The organism is Streptomyces sp. NBC_01485, from assembly GCF_036227125.1.
Classification (GTDB): Bacteria; Actinomycetota; Actinomycetes; order Streptomycetales; family Streptomycetaceae; genus Streptomyces.
Genome location: NZ_CP109435.1, coordinates 6,080,478 through 6,099,298 on the forward strand (window position 1 = coordinate 6,080,478; position 18,821 = coordinate 6,099,298).

20 protein-coding genes and 1 pseudogene are annotated in these 18,821 nt (G+C 70.9%); 18 read left to right on the top strand and 3 right to left on the bottom strand.

What is annotated here, in order from left to right:
• Positions 1-64 precede the first annotated feature (64 nt).
• Positions 65-478 (bottom strand): hypothetical protein, encoded by a 414-nt coding sequence (locus tag OG352_RS27635; protein ID WP_329220580.1) that lies wholly within the window; start codon positions 476-478, stop codon positions 65-67.
• Positions 479-657: 179 nt separating this feature from the next.
• A pseudogene (locus OG352_RS27640) lies at positions 658-1,169 on the bottom strand (carbohydrate binding domain-containing protein); the annotation flags it as partial.
• Positions 1,170-1,426: 257 nt separating this feature from the next.
• Here OG352_RS27640 and OG352_RS27645 point away from each other — a divergent pair.
• The 14 genes from OG352_RS27645 to OG352_RS27710 all read left to right on the top strand — a co-directional run bounded on the left by OG352_RS27645 (position 1,427) and on the right by OG352_RS27710 (position 13,251).
• The gene (locus OG352_RS27645; RefSeq protein WP_329220582.1) at positions 1,427-2,305 is read left to right on the top strand and encodes a hypothetical protein; all 879 of its coding nucleotides are present in this window, start codon (positions 1,427-1,429) and stop codon (positions 2,303-2,305) included.
• Positions 2,306-2,379: 74 nt separating this feature from the next.
• Positions 2,380-3,087, top strand: a complete 708-nt coding sequence (cpaB, locus tag OG352_RS27650; protein WP_329220584.1) for a Flp pilus assembly protein CpaB — start codon at positions 2,380-2,382, stop codon at positions 3,085-3,087.
• 13 nt (positions 3,088-3,100) lie between these two features.
• On the top strand, positions 3,101-4,363 hold the full coding sequence (locus OG352_RS27655; protein ID WP_329220587.1) for an AAA family ATPase: 1,263 nt from the start codon (positions 3,101-3,103) through the stop codon (positions 4,361-4,363).
• Between the two features lie 75 nt (positions 4,364-4,438).
• Positions 4,439-4,768 (top strand): pilus assembly protein, encoded by a 330-nt coding sequence (locus OG352_RS27660; protein WP_329223990.1) that lies wholly within the window; start codon positions 4,439-4,441, stop codon positions 4,766-4,768.
• 1 nt (position 4,769) lies between these two features.
• On the top strand, positions 4,770-5,201 hold the full coding sequence (locus OG352_RS27665; protein ID WP_329220589.1) for a TadE/TadG family type IV pilus assembly protein: 432 nt from the start codon (positions 4,770-4,772) through the stop codon (positions 5,199-5,201).
• 67 nt (positions 5,202-5,268) lie between these two features.
• Complete coding sequence (locus OG352_RS27670; RefSeq protein WP_329220591.1) at positions 5,269-6,606, top strand: CpaF family protein; 1,338 nt, start codon at positions 5,269-5,271, stop codon at positions 6,604-6,606.
• A gap of 5 nt (positions 6,607-6,611) precedes the next feature.
• The gene (locus OG352_RS27675) at positions 6,612-7,556 is read left to right on the top strand and encodes a type II secretion system F family protein (RefSeq protein ID WP_329220593.1); all 945 of its coding nucleotides are present in this window, start codon (positions 6,612-6,614) and stop codon (positions 7,554-7,556) included.
• A gap of 19 nt (positions 7,557-7,575) precedes the next feature.
• Positions 7,576-8,463: a DUF5936 domain-containing protein gene (locus tag OG352_RS27680; RefSeq protein WP_329220595.1), complete on the top strand. Its 888-nt coding sequence runs from the start codon at positions 7,576-7,578 to the stop codon at positions 8,461-8,463.
• A gap of 17 nt (positions 8,464-8,480) precedes the next feature.
• Entirely contained in the window at positions 8,481-10,124 is a 1,644-nt protein-coding gene (locus tag OG352_RS27685; protein WP_329220597.1) for a sensor histidine kinase, read from the top strand.
• Positions 10,124-11,002, top strand: a complete 879-nt coding sequence (locus OG352_RS27690) for a response regulator transcription factor (RefSeq protein ID WP_329220598.1) — start codon at positions 10,124-10,126, stop codon at positions 11,000-11,002. Before OG352_RS27685 ends, OG352_RS27690 begins: the two co-directional genes overlap by 1 nt.
• Positions 11,003-11,110: 108 nt before the next feature.
• Positions 11,111-11,347 carry a Flp family type IVb pilin gene (locus OG352_RS27695; protein WP_329220600.1) on the top strand — a complete coding sequence of 79 codons (237 nt, stop codon included), beginning with the start codon at positions 11,111-11,113 and terminating at the stop codon, positions 11,345-11,347.
• Positions 11,348-11,409: 62 nt separating this feature from the next.
• A complete protein-coding gene (locus OG352_RS27700; protein ID WP_329220602.1) occupies positions 11,410-12,009 on the top strand; it encodes a pilus assembly protein TadG-related protein in 600 nt (199 codons plus the stop codon).
• Positions 12,010-12,043: 34 nt separating this feature from the next.
• Positions 12,044-12,628, top strand: a complete 585-nt coding sequence (locus tag OG352_RS27705; RefSeq protein WP_329220604.1) for a hypothetical protein — start codon at positions 12,044-12,046, stop codon at positions 12,626-12,628.
• 8 nt (positions 12,629-12,636) lie between these two features.
• Positions 12,637-13,251 (top strand): OmpA family protein, encoded by a 615-nt coding sequence (locus OG352_RS27710; RefSeq protein WP_329220606.1) that lies wholly within the window; start codon positions 12,637-12,639, stop codon positions 13,249-13,251.
• On the opposite strand, the gene OG352_RS27715 is transcribed toward OG352_RS27710, so the two are convergent.
• Positions 13,226-13,636: a DUF192 domain-containing protein gene (locus OG352_RS27715; protein WP_329220607.1), complete on the bottom strand. Its 411-nt coding sequence runs from the start codon at positions 13,634-13,636 to the stop codon at positions 13,226-13,228. The genes OG352_RS27710 and OG352_RS27715 overlap by 26 nt on opposite strands.
• 81 nt (positions 13,637-13,717) lie before the next feature.
• Here OG352_RS27715 and OG352_RS27720 point away from each other — a divergent pair, with 81 nt between their 5' ends.
• From OG352_RS27720 to OG352_RS27735, 4 genes are all read left to right on the top strand, one after another.
• Entirely contained in the window at positions 13,718-14,287 is a 570-nt protein-coding gene (locus tag OG352_RS27720) for a dihydrofolate reductase family protein (protein WP_329220608.1), read from the top strand.
• Positions 14,280-15,065, top strand: coding sequence for a methyltransferase domain-containing protein (locus tag OG352_RS27725; RefSeq protein ID WP_329220609.1), 786 nt, complete (start codon positions 14,280-14,282; stop codon positions 15,063-15,065). The genes OG352_RS27720 and OG352_RS27725 overlap by 8 nt, the downstream gene beginning before the upstream one ends.
• A gap of 885 nt (positions 15,066-15,950) precedes the next feature.
• The gene (locus tag OG352_RS27730; RefSeq protein WP_329220610.1) at positions 15,951-16,724 is read left to right on the top strand and encodes an isoprenyl transferase; all 774 of its coding nucleotides are present in this window, start codon (positions 15,951-15,953) and stop codon (positions 16,722-16,724) included.
• 369 nt (positions 16,725-17,093) lie between these two features.
• Positions 17,094-18,419, top strand: a complete 1,326-nt coding sequence (locus OG352_RS27735) for a PhoH family protein (RefSeq protein ID WP_329220612.1) — start codon at positions 17,094-17,096, stop codon at positions 18,417-18,419.
• Positions 18,420-18,821 lie beyond the last annotated feature (402 nt).

Consider the following 18,821-nt stretch of genomic DNA (forward strand, 5'->3'; position numbering starts at 1 on the left):
CCCGGGTCGGAGGAAGGGGCAGAGGACGGGCCGAAATCCGGGTCTGAGGGCGGCCCGGCCGCGCTCATCGCGCGTTCCAGATCGGGGAATTGTCACCGGTGGAGATCGGCGCGTTGTTGTTCCCGGCGATGGCGACCGCCCTGGTACCGGTCGCGCCGGCCTGCGCGGCGGGCGGCAGTATCCCGGCCAGCTCGGTGACAAGCTCCGGGTTCCGCTCCAGGATCTTGCGGACCTGCAGGCGCAAGGCCGCCACCGCGTCCGGGTCGTCCCCGCCTGCGGCGGCGAGGTCGGTCACGGCCGATTCCAGCGGTTCGGACTGCGGGGCGCTGCGCAGGATCGCCCAGAACCGTCGGCCCAGGGTTGCCGTGGCGTCCGCCGCCGCCTCCTGCGCCCGGGTGAGCACCGCAGCCCCGTACGCGACCACCGCCGCGCTGATCACCGGCACAACCTGGCCGACGACCACCTCTACCTCGGACATGACAACCCCCGTCGTAGCGTAGCTAACACGTTGTCAGGAACCCCACAAAGCTTATCCACCACCCATCGCTTCTACGAGACCCGGAACCGACCGGGGTCGGCCACCCTCGGTGCCGGCAACCCGGCATCCGCGCGGGTCCTTCTCGCACGCCTCCCACATGTCTCCAGGTCGATGTCGAAGCCGTCGAAGCCGTACGTCTGCATCAGGGTGTACACCGAGTTCGCGAAGTTCGTCGCCTGGCCGTACCAGCCGTGGGTGTACTCACCGAGGTGGTCGACGCGCCCGTGGTGAAGGTGGTCGACAGCTGCTTCCATGTCGACGAGTCCGGCGTCCAGGTCCGAGACGTCCGTTGTGCCCGTGCCGGTCACACCCAGGTACGTGTACCGCCCTGGACCCAGGCGTTCAGCGTGTACGTCGAGTTGGGCTTCACGGCCACGGTCTGGGCGCACCGGGCGTTGTCCTGTCCGGCCGGTGTCGCCCTCAGCGCGGCGGCGTCGGTGTGCGCCCGGGACGAGACGGTCGTGCCGCTGCCCGCCGAACAGGTCCAGTTGGCGAGTCCGGACTCGAAGCCGGTGTTCTTGGCGTTGTTCAGGTCCGCGGCGGACGCCTGAGCCGCGCTTGTCATGGACAGGGCGAGGATGGCGGCCATGGCGCCCGCGGCTCCTGCCCAGAGCCGTGCCGTTCGTTTCATGGGGGCATGACAGTACGTTGGTCCAGGCCAATTCTGTTGCCAAGAGGCCCGGTTGTGGAGGGGCGGTGGAGGCGGGCGCGCCTAACCTGCCCCGAGTTGCCATGATTTGCGCTAAGAACGGTTGCTTGCCAGTCACCGAAAGCTGTTCTCCGTCCACAGGGGCGTGGATACAGTTCTGAGGTAGTCACGCAATGAAGTCACCCCGGCGCACCGGAGTAACGCCGGTGGGCCGGACCGCGGGAATCGGGGAGCTGCGCGTGCCAACTGCCATTGCCGTGACCGGAGCGGATCTGGCGCTGCCGCCCCAGGACGAGCGCACCCTGCCCGCCGCCGTCCTCGCCGACCTCGACCGGCAGCCGCTGGAGGAGGCCCTCGCCGCCGTGCAGGCCCTCGTCGAGCAGTACGGGCATGTGATCGTGGTGTACTCGCGGGCCGTGCCCGCCGCCGTGGAGCAGCGGCTGCACACCATCCGCTCCCTCCTGGAGAGCGACCGCATCGCGCTGCTGCGGCCCGAACTGCCCCCGCTCGCCGTCGCCGTCCTCGCCCGGCAGTTGCGTCAGCTCGCCTCCTGCGACCTCGGCCCCGGCGTCCTCGCCTCCGCGGGCCGGCTGCTCACCCACTATCTGCACGCGGGCGCGCTCCTCGGGTCCGTCGCCCGTCTCGACCGTGTTCCGGTCGTCGGGCTGAAGGCGCATGCCAGGTCGTGGGTTCCGGGTAGTCAGTTCGGTGTGCTGGCCCATCCGCAGGCGGACATGGTGAAGGCGGGTCCCGAAGTCGTGCTGCCGGGGCCCGAGTTCGGTACGTGGATGCTCGTCGCCCGGGGGCAGTTGCAGTCCGACTGGGTCACCGACACCCTCGCCCCGGCCTGGAAGGTGCAGGGGCTGCGGGAGACGACGCTGCCCGCCGAGTCCGCCGACTGGTGGGGCACCGGCCGGGCGATCGAGTTCTGCGGCTATCTGCCCGACCTGTCGGTCCTCTACCAACTGGTCACCTCCGTCCGGCAGAGCCTCTGCCACTGGTGCGGCATCGACGTCATCGGCGACCGCTGCGTCTTCTGCTCCGCGACCCCGCCGCCCGCCTCCGAACTCACCGCCCGACCCGCCCCACCGGCCCGCGCGCTCACCGAGGGCGGCTGAACCAGCGTGCCCCGCCTGCCCGTTCCCGTCCGTTCGAGACCCGACCCCCGACCCCCGACGAGGTTGCACGGCTCATGAACTCCCGTCAGCGCCGCGGCGTGATTCTCCTGCTTCTGTCGGTGTTGTGCGCCCTCGGCGCCTTCGCCGGCGTCCTCTCCGTCATCGACGACGTGAAGTCCAAGGTCGGCCCCGAGGTCACCGCGTACGAGCTGCGCTCCGACGTGGCGCCCTACACCACCCTGAACGCGGGCCAGTTCAAGAAGATAGAGATGCCGGAGCGCTGGCTGTCGGAGAACGCCGTCACCGACCTCGCCGCCATCCGCGGCAAGATCGCCGTGACGACGCTCAAGCAGGGCTCCCTGCTGCAGAGCGACATGATCGTCGACCAGCCCGCCCTGCAGCCGGGTCAGCAGGAGGTCGCCATCATGATCGACGCGGCCACGGGCGTGGCCGGCAAGATCACCCCGGGCTCGTCCGTCAACGTGTACGCCACCTTCGAGGGCGCCCGCGCGAGCGACCCCGACCAGTCGAAGATCATCGTCACCAACGCGCGGGTCCTCGACGTCGGCGAACTGACGCCGCTCGAACCCGACTCGAGCGACCGGACCCGGTCCGCCACCGAGGCCGTCCCCATCACCTTCGCGCTGTCCACCCTCGACGCCCAGCGCATCACCTACGCCGAGTCGTTCGCCAAGCGCGTCCGCCTCGCGCTCGTCGCACCCGGCGGCGACACCACGGTCCCCGACAAGGACCGTACGTACGAACTCACCACGGACAAGTGAGAGGCCGCCGCCCATGCCCACGAGGATCCTCCCGGCCGTCGGCGACGCGGACGCGGTCCGTTCCCTCACCACCCTGCTCAGCCAGCTCCCGGACGCCGAACCGCTCGCCCCGGTCACCGACTCCACCCAGCTCGTCGACACCCTCGCGCGGCAGGCCGCCGAGTCGGTCGACGAACTGCCCGAGGTCGTCGTCGTCCACGAACGCATCGGCCCCGTACCGGCGTTGGAGCTGGTCCGCGAGGTCGCCCTGCGCTTCCCGGCGGTCGGCGTCATCCTCGTCACCACCGACATCGGCCCCGGCCTCTTCGCCGCCGCCATGGACTCCGGCGCCCGCGGCCTGGTCACCCTGCCGCTGAGCTACGAGGATCTCGCCAACCGTGTCCAGGCCGTCGCCCAGTGGTCGGTCGGCGTACGACGCCATCTCGGGCACGGCGCCGACGTGTTCACCGGCGTCGGCGGCACCGTCGTCACCGTCAGCGGCGCGAAGGGAGGCGTCGGCGCGACCCTCACGGCCGTCCAACTCGCCCTCGCCGCCCAGGCGTCGGGCCACCCCACCGCGCTCGTCGACCTCGACCTCCAGGCCGGCGACGTCGCCTCCTACCTGGACGTCCAGTTCCGCCGCTCGGTCGTCGACCTCGCCGCCATCGCCGACATCTCGCCCCGCATCCTCGCCGAGGCCGTCTTCCGCCACGACACCGGCGTGGCCCTGCTGCTCGCCCCCGGCGAGGGCGAACGCGGCGAGGAGGTCACCGACCGCGCCGCCCGCCAGATCCTCAGCGCCCTGCGCTCCCGCTACGAGGTCGTCGTCGTCGACTGCGGCGCCCAGCTCAGCGGGGCCGGCGCGGCCGCCGTGGAGATGGCCGACCGCGCGCTGCTCGTCACCACCCCCGACGTCGTCGCCGTCCGCGGCGCCAAACGCACCGTCCGCATGTGGGACCGGCTGCAGATCCGCAAGGCCGAGGAGACGACCGTCGTCGTCAACCGGCACAGCCGAGCCACGGAGATCCAGCCCCCGCTGATCCAGAAGATCACCGGCACGGCCATCGCCGCGACCACGGTCCCCGCGAACTTCAAGGAACTCCAGGCCGCCGTGGACGCCGGCCGCGTCCACGCCCTCGACGGCAAGGGCACCGTCCGCCAGGCCCTGTGGGCGCTCGCCGGCGAACTGGGCCTGGTCAAGGCACCCGAGGGCGCGTTGGTACGCCGGGGCGGGGGACGGGCCCGGCCCCGGACCGGGGACCGGGGCGCGGTCGGGTTCCGGCGGCGGAAGGAGTAGGGGGTGAGATGCGTGAGGGACGTGAAGCGGAGTCTCACGAAGGACCGGGGCCAGGTCACCATCGAGTTCCTCGGCATGACACCGCTGATCATCGTGACGCTGGTGGTGGTGTGGCAGTTCGTCCTCGTGGGGTACACGTTCACGCTCGCGGGGAATGCTGCCGACGAGGCGGTGCGGGCGGGGACGGCGGTGCCTCCGGGGCAGCGGCCCGGGGTCTGCCAGCAGGCGGCCCTGGACAAACTGGGGGACGCGTGGAAGGGGAACGCCGAGGTGGAGTGCGGCGGCAGCGGCTATGTGACGGCCGACGTCACCCTCCACGTCCCTGTCCTCTTCCCGGGCCTCATCGACTTCCCGTTCCCGGTGCACGGCCACGCGGGCGCCGTAGAGGAAGAGGACGGCGGCTGAGATGGTGCACGGAGCGCACGGAGCGCACGGAGCGCATGGAGCGCATGGGGCAGACGGGGCGCACGGACACCGTCGACGGAACCGGGACCGGAACCGCGACCGCGACCGGGGCCAAGTCGCCCTGGAGTACCTGGGGTTCCTGCCGCTCCTCCTCCTCGTCGCCCTGGCCGCCGTACAGCTCGGCCTGATCGCGTACGCGGCGCAGCAGGCGGGGACGGCGGCCCGGACGGGGGCGCGTAGCGCGGCGCTGCGCGAGGACTACCAGGGAGACTGCCAACGGGCGGCGAGCAGTTGGCTGAACGCGAGTTGCGAACCCGCGTACGTCGGCGACGACGTCCGGGTCACCTCCACCGTCACCATCCCGTCCGTCATCCCCGGCATCGGCACCTTCGGCACGGCCCACAAGACGGCCACCATGCCGCTCGACCACTGAAGTCCACGCAGTCCATGCAGTCCATGCAGTCCACGCAGTCCATGAAGTCCATGAGGAGGAACCGGAGATGAGCCTGCGGGCACGCATCACCTCCCCCGAGGAGAACGGCGGCCGGGGCGAGGACGGCCACATGGTCTCCTCCTACCGGACCAAACTGCTGGAGGAGATCGACCTCGCCGAGATGAGTTCGCTCGCGGCGGCCGAGCGCCGGGCGCGGCTGGAACGGGTGCTGGGGCACATCATCAGCCGCGAGGGCCCCGTGCTGTCGACGGTGGAGCGCTCGCAGTTGATCCGCCGCGTCGTCGACGAGGCGCTGGGCCTCGGCATCCTGGAACCGCTGCTCGAAGACGCGTCGATCACCGAGATCATGGTGAACGGCCCCGACACGATCTTCGTCGAGCGGGGCGGCAGGGTGGAGCAACTCCCGCTGCGCTTCGCGTCGAACGACCAGTTGATGCAGACCATCGAACGCATCGTCTCGACGGTCAACCGCCGCGTCGACGAGACGAACCCGATGGTCGACGCCCGGCTTCCGTCGGGTGAGCGCGTCAACGTGATCATCCCGCCCCTGTCGCTCACCGGCCCCATCCTCACCATCCGCCGCTTCCCGCGCTCCTTCACCCTGCACGAGCTGATGGGCTTCGGCTCGCTGGACGAGCAGATGCTGTACCTGCTGGCGGGCCTGGTGCAGGCGAAGTTCAACGTGATCGTCTCGGGCGCGACCGGCACCGGCAAGACGACGCTCCTCAACGCCCTCTCCGGCCTGATCCCGGAAGGCGAACGCATCATCACCATCGAGGACTCGGCGGAACTCCAGCTCCAGCAGTCCCACGTGATCCGCCTGGAGTCCCGGCCCCCGAACGTGGAGGGCAACGGCCGCATCACCATCCGGGACCTGGTCCGCAACTCCCTGCGGATGCGCCCCGACCGGATCGTGGTCGGCGAGGTCCGCGGCGGCGAGTCGCTCGACATGCTCCAGGCCATGTCGACCGGCCACGACGGCTCCCTCGCCACGGTCCACGCCAACAGCGCCGAGGACGCCCTGATGCGCCTGCAGACCCTCGCCTCGATGTCGGACGTCGAGATCCCCTTCGTCGCCCTGCACGACCAGATCAACAGCGCCGTGGACGTCGTCGTCCAGCTCACCCGCTTCGCCGACGGCGCCCGCCGCATCACCGAGATCGCCCTGCTCGACAGCCACGGCGGCGAGCCGTACCGGCTGGCGACGATCGCCCGCTTCAACGCCCGGCCGATGACCGCCGACGGCCGTATCCACGGCGTCTTCGAGTACTTCCCCCTGCCGCGCCGCACCGCCGACCGGCTCTACATGGCGAGCCAGCCGATACCGCAGGCGTTCGGGGTGGCGCGCGACGCACTCGAACTGACGACAAGGGAAGCCCGGTAGCAGTCATGGACCTCGACGAGCTCATCACCCTCACCACCGGCGTGGCCCTGCTGACCTGCACCCTGGCCGTCGCCGGCCTGCACTCCTACGCCAGGGGCCGGGCCCAGCGCGCGGAACTGGTGGAACGGCTCTCCTACACCGGCCAGCTCCCCGGCACCGGCCGCCGGCGCCACTTCCGCGCCCTGGACCGCCGGCTGCGCCGTACGACGACCGGCCGCAGGCTGGAACTGAAACTGGCGGCGACCGGACTGGACGTGACGCCGGGCGAGTTCCTCGTCTCCATGCTGGCGGCGGTGGCCGGCCTGTGGATGGTCGGCGAGGCCACCCTGGCCCCCTTCTTCGGCCCGATCGCCGGCCTGCTGGGCGTCTGGGCGGCCTGGCAGTTCCTCAACTGGCAACGCCAGAAACGCATCGAGAGGTTCATCAACCAACTCCCCGAACTGGCCCGCATCCTGGCCAACGCCACCCACGCGGGCCTGGCGCTGCGCACCGCGGTCGGCATGGCGGCGGAGGAGCTGGAGGCCCCGGCGGGCGAGGAACTGGCCAAGGTCGCCAACCAGTTGGCGGTCGGCCACTCCATGGACGACGCCCTGGGCGAACTCGCCGACCGCCTCCCCTCCCGCGAACTCGTCGTCCTCGTCACCACGTTGGTCCTGTCCAACCGGGCCGGCGGCCAAGTCGTCGGCGCCCTGCGGAACTTGACGGAGACTTTGGAGGAACGCAAGGAGACGCGACGCGAGGTGCGGACACAGTTGTCCCAGGTGAACATGACCTCGTACGCCGTACCGGCGCTGGGGGTCGGGGCGTTGTTCCTCATGAACAGCGTCGAGGGCGGCACGCTGGACCGGATGACGGGCTCGACCGTCGGCCAGGCCTGCGTGATCATCGCGTTCGGCCTCTACGCGGTCGGTTTCGTCCTCATCCGCCGCATGTCCCGTATCGACGTCTGAGCAGGAGGTGACGCAGGGGATGGAACTGCTGCTCGCACTCGCCGTGGGGCTCAGCGTCTGGGGCATGTTCGCCGGCCTCCGCATGTACCGGGCCGACGTGAAACTGCCCAGCGACCTCGCGCTCGCCCTGGAGGTCGGGGCGACCCGCACCAGCGCCGTGGGCTCGGTCATCGACCGCCTCGGCATGCGGTACGCCCCCGCCGTCCTGCGGCTGATGGGCCCCAAGCAGGTCACCCGCTACCGCCGCAGGATCGACCTCGCGGGCAACCCGGGCGGCCTGACCATCGACCGGTACGCGGCCCGGCGCGCGGTCTACGGCGGGACCGGCGCCCTCGGCGCGTTCGCCGCGCTGCTCCAGGGCAGCTTCTTCATCGCGCTCCTCATGCTCGCGTTCGGCGCGTTCTGGTCCGAGGTCGGCATCTGGTCCGCGATCCGGGTCCGCAAGGACGCCATCGAACGGACCCTGCCGGACTTCCTCGACGTCCTCGCCGTCGTCGTGAGCGCGGGCCTCGGCTTCCGCCAGGCCCTCGACCGGGTCGCGTCCCGGTACGAGGGCCCGTGGGCGGACGAGATCCGGATCACCCTGCGTCAGATGGACCTCGGCGTGAGCCGCCGCGAGGCCTTCCAGGAACTGCGCCGCCGCAACGACTCCGAGCAGGTCGCCATGTTCGTCACCGCGCTCCAGCAGGGCGAGGAGCTGGGCGCGCCGATCGTCGACACGCTCGTCGCCATCGCCAAGGACATGCGCCGCACGGACGCGCAGAACGCCCGCCGCAAGGCGGCCCGCGCGGTCCCCAAGGCCACGCTGATGATCACGACGTTCATGGTCCCGGCCACGATGCTCCTCCTCGGCGCAGGCATGCTCCTCGGCTCCGGCACCGACTTCAGCTCGATCACGGGCGACTAGGGCCAGGACGGACGGTCATGACGATCACCACGGAAACCCGCCCGGGCCGCCGGCGCCGCCGCTACCGCCGCGGCGACGGCAGCGAGACCGACGGTCAGGCGGTCGACGACCGGGTGACCGACCGCCGGGTGACTCGCGGCGGGGCGGCCGAGGGCCCGGTGACCGAGGGCCGGGCAGCCGACGGCCAGGCAGACGAGGGCTGGGCGACGGACGGCCGGGTGACCGATGGTCGGGCGGCCTACGCTCCGGCAGCCGGCGGCTGGGCGACTGACGGCAGGCCCGCCGCGGGCCGGGCCGCCGGCGGCCAGGCAGACGAGGGCTGGGCGACCGACAGCCCGGCAACCGTGGGCGGAGCCCCCCTCTCCCTCCAGGTCAACGCCCTCCAGGCGATGTGCCGGCAGGTCTTCGGTTTCCGGCTGGCCATGATCGCCGTCGCCGCGCCCGCCGCCCTCCTCAACGCCGCCCCGGGCATGAGCGTCCGCCTGGTGGGCGCGGCCGTGGTCGTCACCTTCATGGGCTCGTACGTCCTCTTCCGCGACTGGGAACGGTTCGGCCCCCTCCTCCTGCGCCACCCCTCCCTCCTGGCCGCGGACACCCTGTTCGGCACCCTGCTGCTGATCTCGGCCGGCCCGGACACCACGCTCGCCTACGTCAGCGTCTGCACCCCGCTCCTCGCCGGCATCGTCTACGGCTGGCGGGGCGCCGCCTGCTTCGCCTCCCTCCAGTCGCTGATCCTGCTGCTGGTGCACGCGACCCTCGTGCACGAGTCGGGGGCGGGGCCGGCCGAACGGCTGCTGCTGCCGGGTTTCTGCGTGATCACCGGCGCGGTCGGCTCGGCCCTGCGTCAGCTCATGCTCCGCTTCGGCACGGCCACCCAGGCCCTGACCACCGTCAAGGCCCGGCTGGCCGTCACCGAGGCGGTCGCCGCCGAACGCGCCAGGCTGGCCCGCGAGATGCACGACTCGGTGGCCAAGACCCTGCACGGCGTGGCCCTCGCGGCGGACGCCCTGGCCCAGTCGGCGGGCGCACCCGGCATGGACCCGGCCCGGGTACGGCAACACGCCGAACTGGTCGCCCGCGCCGCGCGCCGCGCCGCCGCCGAGTCCCGCGAACTCCTCACCGACCTGCGCCGCGATCCGGACCCGGCCCCCGGCACCGACTTCCTGCCCGAACTCGCCTCCACCGCCCACGACTTCACGCAACGCACCGGCCTGCCGGTCACCACCTACGACCGCCCCCTCGGCGAGGGGGCACCGTTCTCCGTCCCGCCCGCCGTGGCCCGCCAGCTCCTCACCATCACCTCGGAGGCCCTGGAGAACGCCCACCGCCACGCGGCCCCGACCCACGTCGAGTTACGCGCTGCCATGACCGGCGGACTCCTCACCCTCAGCGTCCGCGACGACGGCCGCGGCCTCCCGCCCGGCACCACCCTCGAACAACTCCGCCGCACCGGCCACTTCGGCCTGGTCGGCATGGTGGAGCGAGCCGCCTCCATCGGCGCCCGCATCCACATCGGCCCCAGTCCCGGCCCCGGCCCCGACGCCCAGGGCACCGAGGTGCGAGTGGAACTCCCGCTGGCCGCGCTCACCACCTCAACCCTGCCGACCCCGCCCACGACCACGACTCCGTACCCCGCCCCGCCCCGAGAGGAGGCCGCCTGATGCCGGACCGACCGCTCCACCCTCACGCCGATCCCCACCCCCACCCCCACCCCCACCCCCACCCCCACCCCCACCCCCACCCCCACCCCCACCCCCACCCCCACCCCCACCCCGACGCCGTGCAGCCGCTGTTCCCCCCGCCGCCCCGGCCCGCCCCCGTGCGCGTGATCGTGGCCGACGACAACCCGGTCGTCCGCGCGGGCCTGACCGCCCTCCTCTCCGGCCGCGAGGACACGACGGTCGTCGCGGAGGCGGCGGACGGCCGCGAGGCCTACGAGTCCGCCCTCCGCCACCGCCCCGACGTCGTCCTCCTGGACGTCCGCATGCCCGGCGTGGACGGCCTCGCCGCCCTTCCCCACCTCGCGCGGATCGCCCGCGTCGTGATGCTGACGTACAGCCACGAGGCCGAGATCGTCCAGGCGGCGCTGCGCGGCGGGGCGGGGGGCTATCTGGTGCACGGGGAGTTCACCGTGGAGGAACTGGTGTCGGCGGTGCGGGACGTCACACGGGGCCGCGCCCACTTCACCCCCACGGCGGCGACGGCAGTACTGGCACACCTCCAATCCGATGCGACTGCACACGTCAAAGCGGACTCAACTCGCCTATTTTCCCCGACTTCCACGGAACGGCTTTCGCAGTTGCAATCAACTGTGGGACAGTCGACGTCGGTAGGCAGGGCGAAGTTCCCACTCAGCGCGAGGGAGGCGGAGATCATGGACCTCATCGCGTCGGGCATGAACAACCAGCAGATCGCCGCCACCTGCTTCATCAGCGAGAAGACGGTCAAGAACCACATCAACCGCATCTTCGCCAAGCTGCACAGCACCACCCGCTCCGAGGCCACGGCCAAGTGGCTGGGAACGGCGGTGACTTCATGAGACCCCGCCGTACCTCCGACTGGGCCCGCCATTGGGCCCGGGGACCCTTCTCCGAGACGGCCGTCCGGCCATACGGTGCCGGTGACGCCACCGATGGAGAGGAACGCCATGAGCGACCTGCTGCTGAAGACCGCCGTCGCGGCCAAGGTCCGGGTGAGCGGCTGGACGAACACGACGGCACGCGCCGTACGCCGCCGCGCCGCAGGCGACAAGGGGCAGACCGCGGTCGAGTACCTGGGCATCATCGCGGTCGTGGTGGCGATCGTCGTCCTCATCGCGAACACGAACCTGGGACAGACGATCGTCGACAAGCTCAGGGCCCAGATCACCAAGGTGGCTCCCTGACACGACTCCGTCTTCGCGCGCACGGCGACTCAGGGCAGGTCTTCCCCATCTACATCACGGTGGTGGCGGGCCTGCTCTTCCTCGCGTTCGCGTACTTCGCGGTCGGCCAGGCAGCGGTGAACCGCAACGGCGCCCAGACGGCGGCCGACGCGGCGGCACTGGCGGCGGCGCAGGAGACCCGGGACCAACTGGCGGACCTGTGGGTGCTGGACGTCAGCGACCCGACGAAGTGGCAGGGCATCTTCCACGGCGAGGGGGCGGACAACGCGTGTGGGCGGGCCTACCAGTTGGCGTCGATGAACGACGCGAAGGCTGCCTGCGACCCGGACGGCCCTCTCGGCTACACCGTCAGGGCTCAGACGAACAAGACCGTCGGGGAGTCGGTCGTGCCCGGTACGGCGGGCATACGGGCACACGCCGATGCCACCGCCGTGATCGATCCGCTGTGCACTTTCGTCCTCCCGAGCGAGCCCGCCGAGCCCGCCGAGCCCGCCGAGCCCTCCGAGCCCTCCGAGCCCCCCCAGGCCCCCGAGCCCCCCGAGGCCGGCGCACTTCCGAAGCTCACCTGCGAGGACGGGGTGGAGTGGGACCCGGATCCGGCAGACCCTGCCGGTCTGCCGGGGCCCGAGGACCTCTTCGACGTCCACCTGACCAACGACTGACGCGCGAACGACAAGCGGTGAAGGAAGCGGAGTGATGAGCATGCGGTTCACGGCGAAAGCCCGCAGGGGGATGGTCGCGCTGGCCGTCGTGTCCGGGCTGGCCCTCGGCGCGGCTGCCTGCGGTGGTGGCGGGGGCGACGACGACAAGAAACCGCGGAGTTCGTCGTCCGCCTCCAAGACCGGTGGATCGCAGCCGAACACCCAGGAAGGGCAGTCCGAGGCACCGCTCGCCGAACTGAAGGGCCCGAGCGGGCTGCTGCTCCAGATCACGTCAGCCGTGCGCGACTCGGGCGGCTTCGTCACCGTCAACGGCGCCCTGAAGAACGACAGCGGGACGGAAGCGGTGATCCCGTCCGCTCTGAGCGGCAACGAGACCGAGATCATCAACAACGGACTGTCCCTCGGCGGAGCCACCCTCGTCGACTCCAAGAGCAAGAAGCGCTACTACGTCCTCCGCGACACCGACGGCCGCCCCCTGACGACCACGGGCTTCTCGACCCTCAAGGCCGGGGACTCCATCGACGTCTTCCTCCAGTTCCCCGCGCCGCCCGCGAGCTCGACCGACGTCACCTTCCAACTCCCGCTGTTCCCCAGCGGGGTCATCAAGATCTCCGGGTGAGGACGGCCATGACCCCACGGCTCACTCTGGCGGTGGCCACGGCCACCCTCGTGATCATCGGCATGGCCCCCGCCGCCCACGCCGACACCACCCCCAGCGTCCCGCCCGGCACCGAACCCACCGCCTCCGCCCCCGTGGAGGTCGACGCCAACGACCCCGACCTCAAGCTCCCGGAGGGCGGCACCCTCGCCGAGCCCAAGGTGCTGGACATCAAGCAGGTCGTCGAGGACGAGACGGGGGACGAACGGCGGGAGGACACCAACGCGGACGTGACGTTCGCCCTCCAGGCCGAGGTCCTCTTCGGCAAGGACAGCGCGAAACTCGGTGCGCAGGCGCAGGCCCGTATCGGCACGATCGCCGCCGAGATCAAGAAGCAGCACACCAGCGTGGTCCGCGTCTTCGGCTTCACGGACGACCTGGGCTCCTCCGCCCACGGCGACGTCCTGTCGAAGCAGCGCGCGGACGCCGTCCAGGCCGAACTGGCGGGGGAGTTGAACGACCCGGACATCACCTTCGAGGTCCGCGGCTACGGCGAGCAGTACCCCATCTCCGACAACTCCACGGAAGAGGGCCGCAAGAAGAACCGCCGCGTCGAGGTCACGTTCCCGCGGACGGCGAGCTGACCCGCACCTCCACCCGCACCCCGGCCCGCACCCCCCACCCCTCCAGCGCCCCGGCCGCCGCCTCCAGCACATGCCGCGACCGCAGCCGGGGCAACCCCAGCCGCCCCGGCGGCATGGTGCGTACGGCGATGACGGTGAGCCGCCGGTCGAGATAGGCGACGTCGATCGGCATCCGCATACCGAAGGTGTGCACGCTGCCCGCCGGCGACAGCAGCATCATCCCGGCGACGGAGTCCCGCCCGAGCAGCCCCTTCGTACGGGCCCGGTAGGAGGCGGCGATCTCCACCGGAACGCGGAGGCCGCCGATGTCACCGAAGCCACCGAGGTCGCCGTCCTCCCCGCCCACCACCACGAGCTCTCCCCGCCCGTCCCGCCAGCGCGCCATCCCCGTCTCCCCTCAGCCGCGTCGTTACCCTCTGCACGGTAGCGAGCCGGGCAGGTCGGGACACGAAGAGGTGGCCGTCGTATGCGGAAGATCGTGCTGATGATGTCGGTGTCCCTGGACGGATACATCGAGGGCCCGGACCATGACATCTCCTGGCACCGGGTCGACGACGAAGTGCACCGCAACGCCAACGACGCCGTCAGGCAGCTCGGCGGCATCCTCAGCGGACGCGTCACCCACGACCTCATGGCCGGGTTCTGGCCCACGGCGGACGCCGAGCCCGAAGCCTCCGCGCCGGTCGCCGACTTCGCCCAGATCTGGCGGAACATCCCGAAGTACGTCTACTCCCGCACCCTCCAGCACGCCGACTGGAACACGACGATCGTGCGGGACGTCGTCCCCGAGGAGGTCAACGCCCTCAAGGAGCAGGCGGGCGGCGACCTGGGGCTCGGCGGCGCCGACCTCGCCGCCTCCTTCCTCCGCCACGGCCTCGTCGACGCGATCCGCCTCTACGTCCACCCCGTCCTCATCGGCCGCGGCACACCCCTGTTCCCGGGCACCGCCGCCGCCCTGACCCCTCTGCACCTCACCGAGTCCAAAATCTTCGGGAACGGAGTGGCCCTCCTGAGGTATGACGTACTCCATGAATGACAGGACCTTCGAAGACCTCCTCGCCGAAGGGGCAGCCGTCCCCACCGAAGGGTGGGACTTCTCCTGGTTCGAAGGGCGCGCCACCGAGGCGCGGCCCTCCTGGGGATACGCGGCGAAGCTGGCCGACCGGCTGGCGGCGGCCACGAGCGCTGCGCTCGACGTGCAGACCGGAGGAGGCGAGGTTCTGGATTTCGCCCTCGGCCGGGCCGCCCCCGCCGCGCCCGTCCTCACCGTCGCCACCGAGGGCTGGCCGGCGAACGTCGCCAAGGCCACCGCTCTGCTCCGCCCGCGCGGCATCGCGGTCGTCGTGTCCCCGGAGGACGCCCCGCTGCCCTTCGCGGACGCCACTTTCGACCTGGTCGCCAGCAGGCACCCGGTCCGCCCCCTCTGGGGCGAGATCGCCCGCGTGCTCCGCCCCGACGGGACGTACTTCGCCCAGCACGTCGGCCCGCGCAGCGTCTTCGAGCTCGTCGAGTACTTCCTCGGGCCGCAGCCTGCGGCGGCGAGCAGCGCCCGACACCCCGACCGGGAGCGCGCCGACGCCGAGGCGGCGGGGCTGGAGATCGTCGACCTGCGGGCGGAACGGCTGCGGGTCGAGTTCCATGACATCGCGGCCGTCGTCCACTTCCTGCGCAAGGTGGTGTGGATGGTGCCGGGCTTCACGGTGAAGGCGTCCCTGCCCCGGCTCCGCGCCCTGCACGAGCGGATCGAGGCCGACGGCCCCTTCGTCGCGCACAGCACCCGGCACCTCATCGAGGCCCGCAAGCCGACCGGCTGACCGCCCCTCAGGGGTACGGTCCCGCACGGCACATGGATGCGGACCGCTCGTCGGCGAATTGGCCAGGAACTGTCGGTCGAGTCGTCGTGCGGAGCCGCACGCCCGCTGATCCTCGAGTGATCCTCCAGGCCATGGCGTCGACGGCAGGCCGCAAAGAGGTCAAACCCGACCTCTTCGTCGCCCCGCTGCCCTCGGCTCACCCCCGACCCGCCCCTGATCTCCCGCCGGCTCCCTCGTGGAGCCCCACTCCCTCCGCCCTCCGTCTCCACGGAGTTTCCACATCGTTATCGCCAACTGTTCACATCCCTTGCCCGCCTCGCGTATGTTCCAGCCCGGGCAATTCGCGTGAGCAAAGCTGCGTGGACGTCGCCGCGCAGTGGAGGGGGCCGCGCGGTGACGCCCGCGGCCCGGTCGCGTCAAGGTGGCGTTCGCAGTCGGGTTAGCCCGTCAGGGGGACAGGTGGGCGGGTGATCGGCCGGGGCCCATGTCGCCCCAAAACCTCTGCTTTCCCCGGTAAACTTCCCCATCCTCCTGGGAATCCGCTGTGTTCCGGCCATGAGTCACCCATGAATGACGCCTCCCCTGGCCATCGGGGCGTCGTCGGGCGACTCCGGAGAGTAGTTGTGGCGCGCTGATGCGCGCAGCATCCCTTACGAAGGGTTATGGTGGAACCCCCCCCTCGGGCCGGTCCGTCTCCCCCCCACGGACCGGCCCGTTTTTTTGTGCCTCCGGCTCCCTCCGCCGCCCCTCTCTCGCTCCTCCCGCTCCCCCTTCCTCCCCCCTCGCGCGCCCCCTGTCTCCGCCCACCCCGCTCAACGGCCCAGGCCCCACAGGGGTAGGCTGCGCCCCGCGGGGACCGCACCGTACGGAGGGGCTGACAATCACGTGAACCTGCGCGACAAGCTGCGCGGCCTTCTGGTCAGGCTGTACGCACGCCGGGTGGAAGGTCACCTGGACCACGCTCAGGTGCCCAAGCACATCGGCGTCATCATGGACGGCAACCGGCGCTGGGCGAAGGCCGCGGGTTCCACCACCGAGCACGGACACCGGGCCGGCGCCGAGAAGATCGAGGAGTTCCTCGGCTGGTGCACCGAGACGGACGTCGAGGTCGTCACCCTCTGGCTGCTGTCGACGGACAACCTCGACCGCCCCCAGGACGAACTCGTCCCGCTCCTCGGCATCATCGAGGACGTCGTGCGCACCCTCGCCGCCGACGGCCGCTGGCGCGTCCACCACGTCGGCACCCCCGACATCCTCCCCTCCCATGTGCAGACCGCGCTGAAGCAGGCCGAGGAGTCCACGGCGCACGTCGACGGGATACTGGTCAACGTCGCCATCGGCTACGGCGGCCGCCAGGAGATCGCCGACGCGGTCCGCTCGATGATCGTGGACGCGGCGGACAAGGGCACCTCGATGGAGGACCTCGCAGACTCCGTCAGCGTCGACCTGATCAGCCGCCACCTGTACACCGGCGCCCAGCCCGACCCCGACCTGGTGATCCGTACCAGCGGTGAGCAGCGGTTGTCCGGGTTCATGCTGTGGCAGACGGCCCACGCGGAGTACTACTTCTGCGAGGTCTTCTGGCCAGCCTTCCGCAAGGTCGACTTCCTGCGCGCCCTGCGCGACTACGCGGCCCGCCACCGCCGTTACGGCGGCTGACGCCGTAGCCGGCGCGGCCGGTTCCCCAGGGTTGCCGAGGGGGGCGGGGGAGCGTTGGCGGGTTGTCAGGGGCGGAAGTAACGGAAGTCGTAACAAGGAGTTCACCGGCGCGCCGTCATATGCCCTGGCATGGTGGCGCATGTTCGAGGGCATAAGCCAAGCAGGCCGACACCCGAACCACGGGTGTCGGATCTCAGCGGGCGGCACGGGGCCGTCCGCCCGGGAGGCCCTTTTGCACCAGCCCGACCGTGCGGTCACGGCACGGAAGAAGCAGCGGGGGGCCGGTCCTCGGCCCGTGCAGGGCGGCCGAGAACCGGTCCAGCTCCACTCCGTCGCTCCCCGACCTCATCCGAGGGGGTACGTCCTTCCGTGGTGACCAGCACAAAGCGCCGTATGCCAGACCGGCGCACCTATGTTCTCGACACCAGCGTCCTGCTGGCCGACCCGAACGCCATGACCCGCTTCGAGGAGCACGAAGTCGTGCTCCCCATCGTCGTGGTCACGGAACTGGAGGCCAAGCGGCACCATCCCGAACTCGGCTACTTCGCCCGGCAGGCGCTGCGTCTGCTGGACGACTACCGGGTGAAGTTCGGTCGCCTCGACGCCCCGATCCCGATCGGGGAACTCGGCGGCACCATCCGTGTCGAGCTCAACCACTCGGACCCCAGCGTGCTGCCTTCCGGCTACCGCCTGGGGGACAACGACTCCCGCATCCTCGCGGTCGCCCGCAATCTGCAGGCCGAGGGATTCGACGTCACCGTCGTGTCGAAGGACCTCCCGCTCAGGATCAAGGCCTCGTCCGTCGGACTCCTCGCCGAGGAGTACCGCGCCGAGCTCGCCATCACAGGCTCCTCCGGCTGGACCGGAATGTCCGAACTGACCCTGTCCGGTGAGCAGGTCGACGTCCTCTTCGAGGCGGGGCACCTCTATGTGCCCGAGGTCGCCGACCTTCCCGTGCACACGGGTCTGACCATCCAGTCGGAGCGCGGCAAGGCCCTCGGCCGGGTCACCGCCGACGGCAACGTCCGGCTGGTGCGCGGCGACCGGGAGGCCTTCGGCATCAAGGGCCGCAGCGCGGAGCAGCGCATCGCGCTGGATCTGCTGCTCGACCCGGACGTCGGGATCCTGTCGATGGGCGGCCGGGCCGGCACCGGCAAGTCCGCGCTCGCGCTCTGCGCGGGCCTGGAAGCGGTCCTGGAGCGCCGTCAGCACCAGAAGGTGATGGTCTTCCGGCCGCTGTACGCGGTGGGCGGGCAGGAGCTGGGCTACCTGCCCGGTTCCGAGGCCGACAAGATGGGCCCCTGGGCGCAGGCGGTCTTCGACACGCTGTCCTCGGTCACCAGCCGCGACGTCATCGAGGAGGTCACCGCGCGCGGCATGCTGGAGGTGCTGCCCCTGACCCACATCCGGGGCCGTTCCCTCCACGACGCCTTCGTGATCGTCGACGAGGCGCAGTCGCTCGAACGCAATGTGCTGCTCACCGTGTTGTCCCGGATCGGGGCGAACTCGCGGGTGGTGCTGACCCACGACGTGGCGCAGAGGGACAATCTGCGGGTCGGGCGTTACGACGGTGTGGTCGCCGTCGTCGAGAAACTGAAGGGGCACCCGCTCTTCGCGCACGTGACGCTGAACCGGTCCGAGAGGTCCCAGATCGCGGCACTTGTGACCGAAATGCTGGAGGACGGGCAGATCTGAACACCCTGCCCCAATTGACCGGGGCTGTGTGGTGGTTGGCGCCGTCCGGCAAAGGCTGTGAGCCTAGTCGGGCGGCGCCGACGCATGTGGGGGTTTCACTGAATTCCCGGGGTCCCCGTGAATGTGAGCTTTCACACTCGGCCCGGAATTGCCCTGGCGGTTTGGTTACGGCAGAGTCTCAGTCCTGTCAGGCCCCGCATACGACACACGTGTACCCCCAGCGGTGCACAACCACTTGAGCTTCATCCTCAACTCCATACAGACCGTCGTATGCCGCCCGTGCACCATGCGGCGCTCCCGTAGCGGGAGTTGCCCACCGGGCCCGTGTCTCCTGTGACCCCGTAGTTCGGAGACCAGCGTCAAAGGGCACGATTGCGTCCGCCAGGGTCACCGAAGCGGGCG

Bases quoted from the DNA above. Each gene is read 5' to 3' on its own strand.
- OG352_RS27665 (WP_329220589.1), top strand. From the start codon at position 4,770: ATGGTGCACGGAGCGCACGGAGCGCACGGAGCGCATGGAGCGCATGGG.
- OG352_RS27705 (WP_329220604.1), top strand. From the start codon at position 12,044: ATGAGCATGCGGTTCACGGCGAAAGCCCGCAGGGGGATGGTCGCGCTG.
- OG352_RS27720 (WP_329220608.1), top strand. From the start codon at position 13,718: ATGCGGAAGATCGTGCTGATGATGTCGGTGTCCCTGGACGGATACATC.
- OG352_RS27695 (WP_329220600.1), top strand. From the start codon at position 11,111: ATGAGCGACCTGCTGCTGAAGACCGCCGTCGCGGCCAAGGTCCGGGTG.
- OG352_RS27710 (WP_329220606.1), top strand. From the start codon at position 12,637: ATGACCCCACGGCTCACTCTGGCGGTGGCCACGGCCACCCTCGTGATC.
- OG352_RS27660 (WP_329223990.1), top strand. From the start codon at position 4,439: ATGACACCGCTGATCATCGTGACGCTGGTGGTGGTGTGGCAGTTCGTC.
- OG352_RS27670 (WP_329220591.1), top strand. From the start codon at position 5,269: ATGAGCCTGCGGGCACGCATCACCTCCCCCGAGGAGAACGGCGGCCGG.
- OG352_RS27680 (WP_329220595.1), top strand. From the start codon at position 7,576: ATGGAACTGCTGCTCGCACTCGCCGTGGGGCTCAGCGTCTGGGGCATG.
- OG352_RS27655 (WP_329220587.1), top strand. From the start codon at position 3,101: ATGCCCACGAGGATCCTCCCGGCCGTCGGCGACGCGGACGCGGTCCGT.
- OG352_RS27675 (WP_329220593.1), top strand. From the start codon at position 6,612: ATGGACCTCGACGAGCTCATCACCCTCACCACCGGCGTGGCCCTGCTG.
- cpaB (WP_329220584.1), top strand. From the start codon at position 2,380: ATGAACTCCCGTCAGCGCCGCGGCGTGATTCTCCTGCTTCTGTCGGTG.
- OG352_RS27685 (WP_329220597.1), top strand. From the start codon at position 8,481: ATGACGATCACCACGGAAACCCGCCCGGGCCGCCGGCGCCGCCGCTAC.
- OG352_RS27725 (WP_329220609.1), top strand. From the start codon at position 14,280: ATGAATGACAGGACCTTCGAAGACCTCCTCGCCGAAGGGGCAGCCGTC.
- OG352_RS27635 (WP_329220580.1), bottom strand. From the start codon at position 478: ATGTCCGAGGTAGAGGTGGTCGTCGGCCAGGTTGTGCCGGTGATCAGC.
- OG352_RS27715 (WP_329220607.1), bottom strand. From the start codon at position 13,636: ATGGCGCGCTGGCGGGACGGGCGGGGAGAGCTCGTGGTGGTGGGCGGG.
- OG352_RS27690 (WP_329220598.1), top strand. From the start codon at position 10,124: ATGCCGGACCGACCGCTCCACCCTCACGCCGATCCCCACCCCCACCCC.